The sequence below is a fragment of the Arthrobacter sp. 05T423 genome, assembly GCF_056396245.1.
This window is the reverse complement of sequence record NZ_JBFTLC010000035.1, coordinates 1-12,745: the sequence shown is the minus strand read 5'-3', so window position 1 is coordinate 12,745 and position 12,745 is coordinate 1. Positions and strand designations below refer to the sequence as shown.

Here is a 12,745-nt window from a genome sequence, read left to right as displayed (position 1 = left end):
CTTCACCGCTTGCGATTGGATCAGGTAGAGCCGGGTTGCGTTCACGCTCCCAAAAACCCACAGCTGCACCATGCGGGTTCTCGGGGACCGCGCAGTCCGCAGGTCTGGGCGAGATGCTGCGGATTCTCATGCGGCTGGGCAGGGGCTCTGCCCTACCTCACAGGAGAGAGTTCACGGACCTGTGACCGTGATGGCCGGCTGGGTGAACCCCGCGAAGGTCAGCGTGTAGACGAAGCTGATGCTGGTGCCGGTGACCTCAGGAGTCCAGTTCGGGTTCGGGCATGTGAAGTTCGCTGGGAACTCCGCGGAGCTCGTTCCGGTCGCGGACTGCGCAGGCACCGTCAGCCTGCCGTTCTTGGTGGAGGTGATCACCGATGTGGTCGTCGTGGTCTCGGACTCCGTGAACGGATCGACGATCTTGCTGTTCACGCCGGGGTTGTGGCACACGCCCGTGAACGTGCTCGTGACAGCCAGGTTCATGGTCGCGTTCGTGTTTCCGACGCCTTAAATCGCCGTGGCAGTACAGGATACGGTGAGGCCGCTGAGGGTACAGACGGGCTCGCCAGCGCCCTTCGCGTAGTGGGCAGCCTGTGGAGCATTGGCGAAGTTTGTGACCCCTTGTGCCGCAGTCATACCCGTTGCGAGGGCGAACAGCATTGCCGCGAACAGAGTCAGGACGCGGCGGAGTGATAGCTTCATTTTTCAGACTTTCTGCAGATGCCTAGGCCACGATGCCGAAGGCAGTAATAACAGGAATCCCCCGGATCGGCTTTCGCCGGTCCGTGTGTGCTTCGGAAGCCGGCTCGCTTCGCCAGCTTTTCGATGAGGGTCGTCACTTGGTGATCAGGACGGCGGACTGGTCTCCCCTGGACCGGGCAGTAAGTCCTCAGGGGCCGCTCTGTTGTTCCGGGACCCGCTGACCCAAGTTTTTTATTCGCCAAACCTTGCCGAATTCCTGCGATCAACTGACTAGTCAAGCGATGAAACCCCCTTTTGAGGGAGTTGACGGGGCCTTTGACGGGTTCGCTATGTAATGACAAGCTCACAAAATTAGTCCCCTTCCCCTTGCAGGGCGGGCCAAGACGAGCTGGGGTGTTAGCGACCGCCTAGTACGCCGTCGCACATTCTTGGAAGGAAAACATGCAGATATCAATGAATCGACGGCGGCATTCCACGGGACAACCGTGCGGGACATCGCGGCGGCCAAGGCGGCCGGCTGCGACGCCGTCGAACTCCAGACGCCCAAGCTGTTCCGGTTCCTCGACGCCGGCTACTCGGGACACGATCTGGTGCCGCTGCTGGACGGCTTCCCGGCCTCGGGCGTGGGCGCCATCCAGGAGGCACCGGCCGAGGAGTTCAGGCGCGACGCCACCCGCCTCTCCGAGGTCGCGAGCATTGTGGGCGCGCCGTTCGTGCAGATGCGCACCGGCGTCAGCCTCTACCTCGAACCGCTGGCGTGGGCGCCCATAAACCGCGTCAGCCGGGCGCTGCAGATCTTCGAGACGATCGACCGGCCGAACGCGAAACTGTGCGTGGACCTCTGGCATTTCTGGGCCTCCGGCGACACCCCGGAAGACATCGCCACCCTGCCTGCAGACCAGATTGCAGCCGTCCACGTCTGCGGATGCTCCTCGCCGGACAACTGCGCCGCTCTGCGCGCCGCTGGGGGGCCGACGTCAGTCCGCTAGGGATGTCCCGTCAACTTGACCACGGCGGCAATGTCCTCCGGGGTGGTTCGGCAGCATCCGCCAACGAGCCGGGCGCCAAGTTCACGCCAGACGGCGGTTCCGTCCGCAAGACTTGCGGCCTGTTTACAGCCCAGTTCTGCAACGGCCGCGGCCGGTCCCCACGTTTTGGTGACCGCGTCATAGCTTTCGCCGGAATTTGGATACGCGATCAGGGGCGTGTCCGTGGCTTTGCCCAGAGCGCTCAGGCCCGGGGCGACCAGCTCCAGCGGCACACAGTTCACGCCAATGGCCACAACGAGCGGCTGCGCCCCGCTGAGCTTTGCCACCTGCTCCAGCGGCGTACCGTCGCTGATGTGCCGGCCGTCCCGCAGCGTGAAGGAGAGCCAGCCTTCGACGTCGAACTCTTCCATGAGCGCCACCAGCGCCTCGGCCTCCTGCAAGGACGGCAGCGTCTCACAGGCAAGCAGGTCCGCTCCGGCCTCCACCAGGGCTGCAATTCGCGGCCGGTGGAACTCCAAAAACTCGCTTCGGCTGAGGACGTAATCCCCCCGGTATTCCGATCCATCAGCCAGGTAGGCGCCGTAGGGGCCGACGGATCCCGCTATCAGCAGGGGGCCTGCACCCGGGTTTTCGGCCAGGTGCTCGCGGCGCGCCTCGTCGGCCAGGCGAACACTTAAGGCCACCCGCTCCAGGGCCTCTTCCTCACCGATGCCGCGCCGCGCAAAGCCAAGAGGTGTTGCCTGATAGCTGGCCGTGGTGGCGACCGCGGCTCCGGCGCGGAAGTAGTCGCGGTGGACGCGCTTGACGAGCTGCGGCTGCTCCAGGAGGACTTTCGCCGACCACAGGGGGTCGTCCAGGCTGCAGCCGTGCGCTTCAAGCTCGGTGGCAAGTGCGCCGTCCAGGGTCAGGTTTGCTCCGGCATCAAGCATGCGGGAGAGCGTGGTGTTACTGGGCATTCTTTGGGCTCCAAGCGGTTCGGTTCGTCGTTGCCGGCCGGGAAGACGAGGCGCCGGGACGCATCATCCACTGTTGCTATGTTCATAATAAGCATTTTTTCATGCTTGTAATGAACACCACACCATGTCACCATGGCATTCAAACACCCGTTGTGATCAGGAGGCTTCCCTTGAAGATTGAAATGAAACCAGTACGCAAGCTGCGCGTGCATTGGCCCATAGCGACGGACACCTTCTCGCGGCTCGCCAGCGGCAATGCAGAAGCTTTCAGGGAGGAGGCCGGCATCGTGGCCCTGCTCCGGGCCCTGGCGGAATCCCCGGACCTCGGGGACTTCGGCAACTACAGGCATGTCTTCGAATCCGGCCTGGGTTTCGAAGGCTTCACCTGCACCGAAGGTGCCAACCCCACGCTGGGGCAGGTGGGCCAGCAGACGATTTCGCCCACCCTTGTCCTCACGACGTATTTCGATGCAGCGCTCGACGACGCTGCCGTGGACCGCTTCCTGCAGCAAATCGTGGATATCCACCCCTGGGAGGTGCCCGTCATCGAACTGTCCGGGCCAATCGCGGTCTCCAACACCGTCCTTCCGGCGCTCGCTGAAAGCCCGGCCGCATCATGACCGAAGCCACCGCAACCGCCACGCTGTGGGGCGGCCTGCAGACGCTGCTTTCCGGCAGATCATTCACTGACCTGACGCACGCCTTCCACCCCGGCCAGCCGCACTTCCCGGCGTTCCCCGACGAGGTCAGGGAGGTCGTATTTGATCTGGCGAAGGGTGACGGTTTCACCGCTCACCGCTACTCGATCATCGGACAATGGGGAACACATGTTGATCCTCCCTCGCATTTCACCTCCGGGGGACGGACCCTGGACCAGATTCCCGTGGAGGAGATGGTCCTTCCGCTGGCTGTCCTCGACATCTCCGAGCGCGTCATGGCAAATGCGGACGCCACTCCCACAATGGAGGACGTCCGGGCCTGGGAACACCGCAACGGTGCCATTCCGGCCGGGGCCTTCGTTGCATTGCGGACAGGGTGGAGCGACCGCTGGCCCGACGCCGGCGCCATGGCAAACAGGGACGATGACGGTGTCAGCCACACCCCTGGCTGGTCGCAGGAAGTCCTCACCTTCCTGGTTGAGGAACGGTCGGTGACCGCCGTCGGCCATGAACAGACGGACACAGACCCGGGACTGTCCACGTCCCGCCAGGACTTCGCCCTGGAGACCTACGTCCTGGCGCAGAACCGGTGGCAGATCGAGCTGATGGCCAACCTGGACGGACTTCCAGAAGCGGGCGCGGTCCTCATCGCCAGCTGGCCTAAGCCACTGGGCGGCAGCGGTTTTCCTGCCCGGGTCTTCGCCATCCACTAGGACGCGTCCGTCCAGTGACTAGAATCGGAGCCATGTCTAAGACATCCAGCATGGGCCGGGGAATCATGGCTGTTCTTGCGGTCGGCTCCCGCAACGCAGAAGGCCTGCCCGGCGGTACGGTCGCGGACATAGCAACCGATCTGGGCAAAGACCGCAGCCAGGTTGCGCGCAGCCTGCGGACGGGCCAGCAGGAGGGGTTTCTGGCGCGCAGGGACCACCGGACCTACGCGCTGGACTGGTCGCTCCTGACGGACGCCCAGGTGCTGACGGAACAACGGTTGCAGACTGATGGCGCGACTGCGTTGGAAGGCTTGGCCGGTGAAACTGATGAAGGATGCTTCCTCGGAGTTCTGAGCGGAGACAGCACGGTCACCGTCGGTGAGCGTGTTCCGGCAAGCAGCAACATGATCGGTTCCTGGCTGGGCCGGCCCTACCCGGCCTATTGCAGCGATGCCGGCCAGGCACTGCTGTGGGAAGCGTCGGACGACGAGGTCCGCACCCTCTTCTCCGGCGTCGCCTTCGTGCGCCATGGCCCCAATACACCCCACGACGTCGAGGACTTCCTGTCGCGGCTACGCGCGGCCCGGGCACGGGGATACTCCGTCGTGGACGAGGAAGCCGAGCCGGGGCTGTATTCCCTGGCCGTTCCGGTTCGGGACTTCAAGGGTGAGGTAGTGGCAGCGCTGCAGGTGGTAGGCAACAAGACACGCCTGCAGCCGAAAATGGAGTCCTGCGCCGCTGCTCTCGTGTCCTGGGGCAAGTGGCTTGATTCGACCCTGGGTCAGGTCTTGCCGCCAAACGTGCCTTAGCTGGCAAGACCCTTCCGGCCGGCGTCGTGCCGTGCGCGGCCCTCACTGGAGCCCAGCCGTTGGGCTGCCGCCCTGAGGGCCGTTGCAATGTCATCGGTGCTGGCCGTGATCTCGGCCCGACTGCCGAGGACGCTGAGCGCTGCAAGAAGGGAGCCGTCAGCGCTGCGCACCGGAACGGCCAGCTCGTAGACTCCATGCTCGAATTCTTCCTCCGCGACAATGAAGCCCCGCGCCCTGTCCCGGTCCATCAGTTCGGCGACTTCCTGCGGTGAATGGGCCGCCCCCGGACCGCCCACCCCAATGAAGTTGACGTCCTCAAGGAGCGCTTGAACGGCTGGCTGCTGCTCGTCCCACAACAGGGCCCGGCCGGACCCGGTGCACCACACCGGTGTCACCATGCCGGGTTTGACGAAGCTGCCGGGAACCGCGTCCTGGCCGGAGGTCCGCAGGAGAATGACGCGGACGCCCTCGCGGACGGAAATCCGGGTTCTCAGCCCGAGCGAGGCCACCAAAGACTCAAGTTCAGTTTTTGATTGGCGGACCCAGCCGGTATTCAACGCTGCGGCCAGGCCGAAAAAGCGTGGGCCCGTCCGGAAGGGCCCGCGTTCCACGCGTTCCAGCAGTCCAAGCTCACACAGCTCCTGCGTCAACCGGGAGACACGGCTTTGTTCCATCTCCAGCTCGGATGCGATCTGCGAAACGCCGAGCAGGCGTCGTCCCCGCTTCTCCCGATCCGCGACCAGCCGGACTATCCGAAGTCCTTGGGCCATGGATGACGCTTCCGAGGAAGATTCCACGATCCATGCTCCTTCCGCCCGATGACTAGGCCTATTCTCACACGTCTCTGGAGCTGGTCTGCGAGCTTGGTGGCGGGGACGAAACTCCCCCGCCACCAAGCCACGCAGACGATGTCGGACGACGGTGTCAGGACAGCCGGTCTGCGAGGGCCTTGCGTCCGTACTTGAAGTAGAAGAAGGCATAGCAGGCGCCAACAAAGGAAAATCCAAAATAAAGGGCGGCAACCTGGTTCGGGTCAAAGGCGATGCCGATGAGCGAGATGAGACAGAGCGAGAAGGCCAGGATCGGCACCAGCGGGAACAGCGGGGCCTTGTAGGGAAGGGCCGTGACGTCGCCGCCGTTCCTGACGAAGGACCTCCTGTGGAAAAAATGCGAGGCCGTGATGGACATCCAGACTCCGACGACGGCGAATCCTGCCACCGAAACGAGGGCCAAATAGACAGTTTCAGGGGCAACCACACTGCTGATGAGTGATGCCAGGCCGCCGAGCATGCTGACCGAGAGCGCAGTCATGGGGATACCGCGGCGGGTCAGCTTCTTCAGCGCCCGGGGGGCATGCCCCTCGTCGGCAAGGGAGTACAGCATCCGTGCGCAGGAGAAGAGACCGCTGTTTCCGGCTGAGAGGAGCGCGGTGATGATGACGAAGTTCATGATGTCGGCGGCATATGGAATGCCGATGGATGAGAAGACCGTCACGAACGGGCTTTCATCAAGTCCCACCTGATCGAACGGGATGGTGGCGGCGATGACAGCGATTGCCCCGACGAAGAAGATCAGCAGACGGATGACGGTGCTGCGCATCGCTTTGGGGATGCTGGTGGCGGGGTCAGCGGTTTCGCCCGCTGCCACGCCGATGAGTTCGGAGCCGGAGAAGGCGTAGAACACTGCAAGTGCTGTGACCAGAACGCCGGTGAAGCCGTTGGGGAAGAGGCCGCTGGAGGTGTTGAAGTTCTCAAACATGAATGGATGGTTGGCCCCCTCGCTGAGCGGGTGAAGGCCGAACAGCGCCGCGCCGCCGAGAACAATAAGGACCACGATTGCGCCGACCTTGACGATGGCAAACCAAAACTCGGATTCGCCGAAGAACCTCGAAGAAACCGCGTTCAAGCCGAAGAGGACCGAGGCGAAAATAACGCACCAGACCCAGACGTCAACTCCCGGGAACCAGCGCTGCATCAGGAGGCCGGATGCGGTGAACTCCGATCCGATGGCCACTGCCCAGCAGAGCCAGTAGAGCCAGGCCGTGGTGAACCCGGTGGCCGGCCCGATGGACCTCGCCGCGTAGATGTGGAAGGCGCCGGAGACCGGATAGGCGATGGCAAGTTCGCCGAGGCAGGCCATCACCAGGTACACAACAAAGGCGCCGATGAGATAGGCGATGACCGCCCCGAGTGGCCCGGCCTGGGAAATGGTGTAGCCCGAGCTAAGGAAAAGCCCGGAGCCGATCACCCCACCCATGGCGATCATGACCAAATGCCGCGCCCCCATGGACCGCCGGAGGCCGGAATCGGTGGACCGCGGAATCGTGGGCTGTGGTTCTAGCTGGACAGATGATGAGGGTTCCATGGTTTCTCCCAGGTGAGTGGCAGGTCTGATGCGAAGAGTACGCACATTGCCCGGGCGTTTGAGACAAGCAGGCGCGAGCTGTGCGGTAAGCGGTAGCCGTGGTGACGAAAGTAACACGAAAACGGCGTTTTGGTCATTAAAAACATTTAAACATGCCTATGTTGACCAAAAGTTACGGCAGGCCCCAATGCCGAATCGGCAGCCCGATGGTCAATTCGCCCTGCTTTTCGGTCACAATCACATGCACCGACGGACACGGAATGCGGTCAGCATTGGAGGACCGATGTAACTGACGAAGGAGCACCATGACCACCTATGAGATTGCGCTGATCGGCTTCGGCGGCGTCAACAGGACGCTGGCCGAACTGATCGCAACACGCGGTGAGACACTCCGTTCCGATCTGGGCTTCGGCCTCCGGGTCGTGGCCATCACCGATCTGCGCCTCGGATCCCTGGTCCAGCCCGAAGGAATCGACCTCTCCATCGCCCTCAGCCTGGGCGCCGGCAGCGAAACTTTCGCCGCGCACGGCGGGTCCGCGGACACGAACAACGAAGCAGTGATCCGCAACTGCAGCGCAGACATCATCTGCGAGGCCACCTTCACGAATCCGGAAGACGGCGAGCCGGCAGTTTCGCACGTGCGCTGGGCACTCGAATCAGGCAAGAGCGTCTGCACAACGAACAAGGGCCCGGTTGCCCTCCGCGGCGCCGAGCTGACTGCCCTGGCCGAACAGAACGGCGTGCACTTCGAGTTCGAGGGCGCCGTCATGAGCGGCACTCCCGTCATCCGCCTGGCCAAAAAGATGTTCGCGGGGCTCGAGCTGAACGGCTTCGAAGGCATTCTCAACGGCACCAGCAACTATGTTCTGGGGCGGATGGAAGACGGACTGGACCTCGAAACGGCCATCACCGAGGCACAGGAACACGGCTACGCGGAAGCAAACCCCGCAGCGGACATCGAGGGTTACGACGTTCAGCTCAAGGTCCTCATCCTTGCCAACCAGCTGCTCGACGCAGGCATCGAGCTCAAGGACGTTCAGCGCCAGGGCATTTCGACCGTGACGCGGGAGAATATTCAGAAGGCAGCACGCGAGGGACGCCGCTGGAAGCTCGTCGGTGCGGCACGGCGGAACCTGGACGGGACCGTGACTGCAGGTGTGTCCCCTGTAGCGCTCCCCCTCGACCATGGGCTGGCCGGCGTTTCCGGCGCGACCAATGCCGTGTCCTTCGAGACCGATCTTCTGGGGGCAGTAACCGTCTCAGGGCCGGGGGCCGGACGAGTGGAAACCGCCTATGCCCTGCTCTCTGACATCATCGCCATTCACGCAGCCAGGACGGAAGTATCTGAAAATGCCTGAATCCACACTGTGTTCGACCGAAACGGCGCTGCCGCAGTTCCGTGACGTGACGAGTCCCTTCGACGGAAGGGTGGTTGGCGCCGTTTCGCTGACCGAAGCCAGCGCCGGCAAAGCCGTGATCGAAACGGCCCGCATCGGCGCCCGGAAGGCACGGGCACTGTCCCGGAACGCACGCGGGAAGATACTGGACGGCGCGGCAACGGAGATCGAGCGGCGCACCGAAGAGTTCGCGCAAACAATTGTGTCCGAAGCCGGGAAAACGATTCGCCAGGCACGGAAGGAAGTGCTGCGTGCGGTCAACACGCTCCGCCTCTCCGCTGCCGAAGCGCGCCGGAACGCAGGCGAAGTCATCCCCTTCGACTCCTATGAAGGCTCAGAGGACCGCACGGGCTGGTACTCCCGGGAACCGCTGGGCATCATTGCCGCGATCACCCCGTTCAACGACCCCCTCAATCTGGTGGCACACAAGATCGGCCCGGCAATCGCCGGAGGAAACGCCGTGATTCTCAAACCCTCCGCGCTGACTCCGCTGTCAGCCCAGCTGCTCACGGACGCCCTGGTGGGCTGCGGGCTCCCGCCGGAGGCCCTCACCGTTGTCCATGGCGACCGGGAGGTGACGGAAACAATCATCAGCTCCCGGGACGTACGAATGGTGTCCTTCACCGGAGGATTCTCCACGGGTGAGAGCATCGCCCGCACAGCCGGCCTGAAGAAGCTGTCCATGGATCTCGGCGGAAACGCACCCGTGATCATCCTGGATGATGCCGACATCGAAAGCGCCGTGGAATCCTGCGTCTCCGGAGCGTTTTGGGCCGCCGGCCAGAACTGCGTGGGCGTGCAGCGGATCCTCATCGCCGCCCCCGTGTACGGCGAGTTCCGCCGTCGCTTCCTGGAGGCAACGGCCAGGTTGGTTGCCGGAGACCCAGCGGATGAACAGACGGATGTGGGGCCCATGATCAGTCCCACGGCGTTGCAGGCGCTCCAAAGCAAGCTGGACGGCGCCCTCGGCGCCGGCGCCGTACTCCTCTCAGGCAATGTCAGTGACGGCAATGTGCTTCAGCCGACGGTCCTGGAAGCCGTCCCGGAGGACAGCAGCCTGTGGAGGGAGGAAGTTTTCGGGCCGGTGGTCATGCTTCGCAAGTTCAGCACCTTCGAAGAGGCCATCGAGGCCGCCAATGCCATCGATTTCAGCCTCCATGCGGGCATCTTTACCGATTCGTTGGCCAGGGCGATGGAGGCAGCCCAACAGCTCGAGGCAGGCGGCGTCATGATCAACGATTCCTCAGACTACCGGTTCGACGGCATGCCGTTCGGCGGGGCGAAGTACGGAAGCATGGGCAGGGAGGGCGTCCGCTTCGCGTATGAGGAGATGACCCAGCCCAAGGTCATCTGCATCAAGAACTGATCCAGCTCCTGACGAGCCCGCATGTCCGAAGCCTGGCCGCTTCACTCGGCGGCGCGGGCACCTCCGGCGCCCCGCCTGATGTAACTCGAGAGCGTCATGGCCGTCACCGTGTCCGTGACGCCGGGAATGGCCGCGATCTGCTCCCAGATCTCCTGAACCCTCTCCAGCGAGCGGGCCTCAACCCTCACCAGCAGATCAAAGTCACCGCTCACCACATCGCACAGAACCACTTCCGGAATCGAGCGCAATACGTTGATGACGTCCGCCCCACGCACCCGGTCCTTCCTGTAAACCATGAGGAAGGCGGACACCGGCCCCTGACCCTGCGGGCCGGCAACAATCGTGTACCCCTGGATATACCCTTGCCGTTCCATCCGGTCGATCCGCTGGCGCACAGCGTTCCTCGACAGGAGGACTTTGGTGGCCAGCTCGGCATGGCTCATGCGGGCGTTCTTTGTGAGCTCCGCAAGAATCCTCTGATCTATCTGATCAAGACTCACCCGATCCATGCCTACCCTTCACCGCAACTATCGCCCGGACAACCGGGACCCGCTTCAAGACCGAAAGCCCTCGAAAAATGACACTTCTACAACAGACTCGGCCCGCTCTTACTGGCATTAGCTGCATTCTGTTCGACATGGACGGAACGCTGCTGGATTCGGCTCCCGGCGTTACAGCAAGCGCTGCCCGCGCCCTGGCAGCTGTAGGCGCACCGGTCCCCTCGATGGACGAACTGCGCCGGTTCGTCGGGCCGCCCATGATCGAGTCCTTCAGAAGAGTCTCACAACTGGACGGAAAAACCGCCCAAAAAGCTCTCCAACACTACCGCAAAGAGTATGCCGATCACGGCACCGAACAGTGCATCCCCTACGACGGGATCATAGAACTGCTGGACCACCTGCACTCAGCCGGCATGCCCATGGCTGTCGCCACCTCCAAGGTGGAAGACCAAGCGATAAGGCTCGCCCGAAGGTTTGGAATTGAAGGCCACTTCGTCAACATCTGCGGGGCGTCAGACCGCGACGGAAGAGCGAGCAAGTCAGAGGTCATCGCCGAATTGCTGCTCCGGCTCCAATCCGAAGGCGTAGACACCTCCAGCCCCGCCATGGTGGGAGACCGAAGCTACGACATCGCCGGCGCCGCCCACCACGGAATCCCGACAATATTCGTACGCTGGGGCTATGGGGACGCCGGGGAAGCGTCGCAGGCGGCCGCCGTTGCCACCACCCCCGCAGCCCTGCTGCCACTGATCCTGAGCAACCGAGGATCAAGCCTGTCGAGATCAGGGCTCTGACGGGCCCAACCACCGGAACGCACGACCCACCGGAACGCACAACCCACTCGAATGCACGACGGCGGGCCCTCCCTCGGTGCCCGCCATTTGGCCCCCCGCAACATGCCGTTCACCAACGTGCCCCGGCGGGTTCATTACTGCTCAGTAGCGTGACGACCTCTTGATAAGACCTATCCTTTGAGAGGCTCCCCCAATGAGCACGACTCGTACGCGAGGCATCCTGACGGCCGCCGCGGCCGTCATCCTGGCCGCATCCGCAATCGGCGGCACGGCAGCGGCCCAGGCCGCCGGCAACAATGGCCAGCAGGGTGCGGCAGCCGCTTCCGGCAACCACCACGAAACGGAAACGGCCCTGGCAGACGCGTTCAACGGCGTCGACCGGAACACAGCCTGGAAGCAGACGTCCAAGCTGAAGCTGAACTTCCCCACCTTCCACACCGAGGGAATCGCCTACAGCCAGGACCACATCTTCCTCTCGGCCGTCCAGATCACCGAACCGACCGTGAAGTACGTGACGCCGCAGAACGGCTACGACCGCACCGCCGGCAAAGGCATCGGCCACCTGTTCGTCATGGACAAGGCCGGAAACCTGCAAAAGGACATCATCCTGGGCGAGGGCGACATGTACCACCCGGGCGGCATCGACTTCGACGGCACCAGCGTCTGGGTTCCCGTGGCCCAGTACCGGCCCAACAGCAGCGCCATCATTTACCGCGTCGACGCCAACACCCTCACGGTGCGCAAGCAGTTCCAGGTGAAGGACCACTTCGGCGGCATCGTGCTGGACAAGCAGACGGGGCATCTGGTGGGCAACACCTGGGGCTCGCGGCGCTTCGCCGAATGGGACCTGAAGGGCAAGCAGCTCTCCACCTGGGAGAACCCCAACTTCTTCATCGACTACCAGGACTGCCAGTACGTTCCCAACGCGAGGATGCTCTGCGCCGGGGTCACCAATCTCCCGCAGACCCCGACGGCCGGCGGCACGGCGGCGACGTATGAACTCGGCGGCATGGCGATGATCGACCTCAAGTCCCGCAGCGTGATCCGCGACGTGCCGTTCCAGCAGTGGTCCAGCGCCGGGCACGCGGCCACCCGCAATCCCTTCAAGATGACCGCGGACGGGAACCACCTCACCATGAAGGTTGCCCCCGATAACGGCGAAGAAGGCAACGGCACTGAGATCCTCACGTACGAGGCCGACGTCACGCCCGCCAAGTAACACCTCCACCAAGCACCACTCCAGGGACACCGCGTGGTTTACGACGGCGGTCCCACCAGCTCTTCTTCCCAACAGGAACGATCGGATACCCCATGCCTTATCCAGCACCACGATTCACCCGCAAAAGAGTGGCGGCTGCGGCCGGCGTTGCCGCCCTGGCTGCCTCGGCCCTGACCGCCGGACTGGTGGGCGTCGCCGCAGGCCCGGCCTCCGCCGTCGAAAGCCACGAGTCCACCACCACACCGATCAAACATGTGGTGGTGATCTTCCAGGAGAACGT

The 12,745-nt window shown here is 63.5% G+C and carries 13 protein-coding genes and 1 pseudogene; 9 read left to right on the top strand and 5 right to left on the bottom strand.

Annotation, left to right across the window (positions count from 1 at the left end; translation table 11 throughout):
* Positions 1 to 171: 171 nt before the first annotated feature.
* Positions 172 to 480 (bottom strand): hypothetical protein, encoded by a 309-nt coding sequence (locus tag AC1DFE_RS20165; RefSeq protein ID WP_476907640.1) that lies wholly within the window; start codon positions 478 to 480, stop codon positions 172 to 174.
* 704 nt (positions 481 to 1,184) lie between these two features.
* On the opposite strand from AC1DFE_RS20165, the gene AC1DFE_RS20160 reads away from it, so the two are divergent.
* A complete protein-coding gene (locus AC1DFE_RS20160; RefSeq protein ID WP_476907639.1) occupies positions 1,185 to 1,688 on the top strand; it encodes a TIM barrel protein in 504 nt (167 codons plus the stop codon).
* Here the strand turns inward: AC1DFE_RS20160 and mmuM are convergent.
* A complete protein-coding gene (mmuM, locus tag AC1DFE_RS20155; RefSeq protein WP_476907638.1) occupies positions 1,685 to 2,644 on the bottom strand; it encodes a homocysteine S-methyltransferase in 960 nt (319 codons plus the stop codon). The genes AC1DFE_RS20160 and mmuM overlap by 4 nt on opposite strands.
* A 182-nt stretch (positions 2,645 to 2,826) precedes the next feature.
* On the opposite strand from mmuM, the gene AC1DFE_RS20150 reads away from it, so the two are divergent.
* Genes AC1DFE_RS20150 through AC1DFE_RS20140 form a run of 3 tightly spaced genes read left to right on the top strand, consistent with a single transcriptional unit; the run spans position 2,827 to position 4,825 of the window.
* The gene (locus AC1DFE_RS20150) at positions 2,827 to 3,264 is read left to right on the top strand and encodes a hypothetical protein (protein ID WP_476907637.1); all 438 of its coding nucleotides are present in this window, start codon (positions 2,827 to 2,829) and stop codon (positions 3,262 to 3,264) included.
* Positions 3,261 to 4,016: a cyclase family protein gene (locus tag AC1DFE_RS20145; protein WP_476907636.1), complete on the top strand. Its 756-nt coding sequence runs from the start codon at positions 3,261 to 3,263 to the stop codon at positions 4,014 to 4,016. The genes AC1DFE_RS20150 and AC1DFE_RS20145 overlap by 4 nt, the downstream gene beginning before the upstream one ends.
* A 32-nt stretch (positions 4,017 to 4,048) precedes the next feature.
* Positions 4,049 to 4,825, top strand: a complete 777-nt coding sequence (locus AC1DFE_RS20140) for an IclR family transcriptional regulator (RefSeq protein ID WP_476907635.1) — start codon at positions 4,049 to 4,051, stop codon at positions 4,823 to 4,825.
* Here the strand turns inward: AC1DFE_RS20140 and AC1DFE_RS20135 are convergent.
* Entirely contained in the window at positions 4,822 to 5,622 is an 801-nt protein-coding gene (locus AC1DFE_RS20135) for an IclR family transcriptional regulator (protein WP_476907634.1), read from the bottom strand. The two genes, AC1DFE_RS20140 and AC1DFE_RS20135, sit on opposite strands and share 4 nt — an antisense overlap.
* 127 nt (positions 5,623 to 5,749) lie before the next feature.
* The gene (locus AC1DFE_RS20130) at positions 5,750 to 7,189 is read right to left on the bottom strand and encodes an amino acid permease (RefSeq protein ID WP_476907633.1); all 1,440 of its coding nucleotides are present in this window, start codon (positions 7,187 to 7,189) and stop codon (positions 5,750 to 5,752) included.
* 305 nt (positions 7,190 to 7,494) lie between these two features.
* Between AC1DFE_RS20130 and AC1DFE_RS20125 the strand changes: the two genes are divergently transcribed.
* Together AC1DFE_RS20125 and AC1DFE_RS20120 are read left to right on the top strand one after the other, a co-directional pair.
* A complete protein-coding gene (locus AC1DFE_RS20125; RefSeq protein ID WP_476907632.1) occupies positions 7,495 to 8,547 on the top strand; it encodes a homoserine dehydrogenase in 1,053 nt (350 codons plus the stop codon).
* Positions 8,540 to 9,952 carry an aldehyde dehydrogenase family protein gene (locus AC1DFE_RS20120; protein ID WP_476907631.1) on the top strand — a complete coding sequence of 471 codons (1,413 nt, stop codon included), beginning with the start codon at positions 8,540 to 8,542 and terminating at the stop codon, positions 9,950 to 9,952. The genes AC1DFE_RS20125 and AC1DFE_RS20120 overlap by 8 nt, the downstream gene beginning before the upstream one ends.
* A gap of 41 nt (positions 9,953 to 9,993) precedes the next feature.
* On the opposite strand, the gene AC1DFE_RS20115 is transcribed toward AC1DFE_RS20120, so the two are convergent.
* Positions 9,994 to 10,461 carry an Lrp/AsnC family transcriptional regulator gene (locus tag AC1DFE_RS20115; protein ID WP_476907630.1) on the bottom strand — a complete coding sequence of 156 codons (468 nt, stop codon included), beginning with the start codon at positions 10,459 to 10,461 and terminating at the stop codon, positions 9,994 to 9,996.
* Positions 10,462 to 10,529: 68 nt separating this feature from the next.
* Here AC1DFE_RS20115 and AC1DFE_RS20110 point away from each other — a divergent pair, with 68 nt between their 5' ends.
* The 3 genes and pseudogenes from AC1DFE_RS20110 to AC1DFE_RS20100 form a co-directional block, all read left to right on the top strand.
* Entirely contained in the window at positions 10,530 to 11,246 is a 717-nt protein-coding gene (locus AC1DFE_RS20110; RefSeq protein ID WP_476907629.1) for an HAD hydrolase-like protein, read from the top strand.
* Positions 11,247 to 11,439: 193 nt separating this feature from the next.
* The gene (locus tag AC1DFE_RS20105; protein ID WP_476907628.1) at positions 11,440 to 12,465 is read left to right on the top strand and encodes a DUF6454 family protein; all 1,026 of its coding nucleotides are present in this window, start codon (positions 11,440 to 11,442) and stop codon (positions 12,463 to 12,465) included.
* Between the two features lie 92 nt (positions 12,466 to 12,557).
* Positions 12,558 to 12,745 (top strand): annotated as a pseudogene (locus AC1DFE_RS20100) (phospholipase); the annotation flags it as partial.

Bases quoted from the DNA above. Each gene is read 5' to 3' on its own strand.
- AC1DFE_RS20120 (WP_476907631.1), top strand. From the start codon at position 8,540: ATGCCTGAATCCACACTGTGTTCGACCGAAACGGCGCTGCCGCAGTTC.
- AC1DFE_RS20105 (WP_476907628.1), top strand. From the start codon at position 11,440: ATGAGCACGACTCGTACGCGAGGCATCCTGACGGCCGCCGCGGCCGTC.
- AC1DFE_RS20140 (WP_476907635.1), top strand. From the start codon at position 4,049: ATGTCTAAGACATCCAGCATGGGCCGGGGAATCATGGCTGTTCTTGCG.
- AC1DFE_RS20150 (WP_476907637.1), top strand. From the start codon at position 2,827: ATGAAACCAGTACGCAAGCTGCGCGTGCATTGGCCCATAGCGACGGAC.
- AC1DFE_RS20145 (WP_476907636.1), top strand. From the start codon at position 3,261: ATGACCGAAGCCACCGCAACCGCCACGCTGTGGGGCGGCCTGCAGACG.
- AC1DFE_RS20115 (WP_476907630.1), bottom strand. From the start codon at position 10,461: ATGGATCGGGTGAGTCTTGATCAGATAGATCAGAGGATTCTTGCGGAG.
- AC1DFE_RS20125 (WP_476907632.1), top strand. From the start codon at position 7,495: ATGACCACCTATGAGATTGCGCTGATCGGCTTCGGCGGCGTCAACAGG.
- AC1DFE_RS20110 (WP_476907629.1), top strand. From the start codon at position 10,530: ATGACACTTCTACAACAGACTCGGCCCGCTCTTACTGGCATTAGCTGC.
- mmuM (WP_476907638.1), bottom strand. From the start codon at position 2,644: ATGCCCAGTAACACCACGCTCTCCCGCATGCTTGATGCCGGAGCAAAC.
- AC1DFE_RS20130 (WP_476907633.1), bottom strand. From the start codon at position 7,189: ATGGAACCCTCATCATCTGTCCAGCTAGAACCACAGCCCACGATTCCG.
- AC1DFE_RS20165 (WP_476907640.1), bottom strand. From the start codon at position 480: ATGAACCTGGCTGTCACGAGCACGTTCACGGGCGTGTGCCACAACCCC.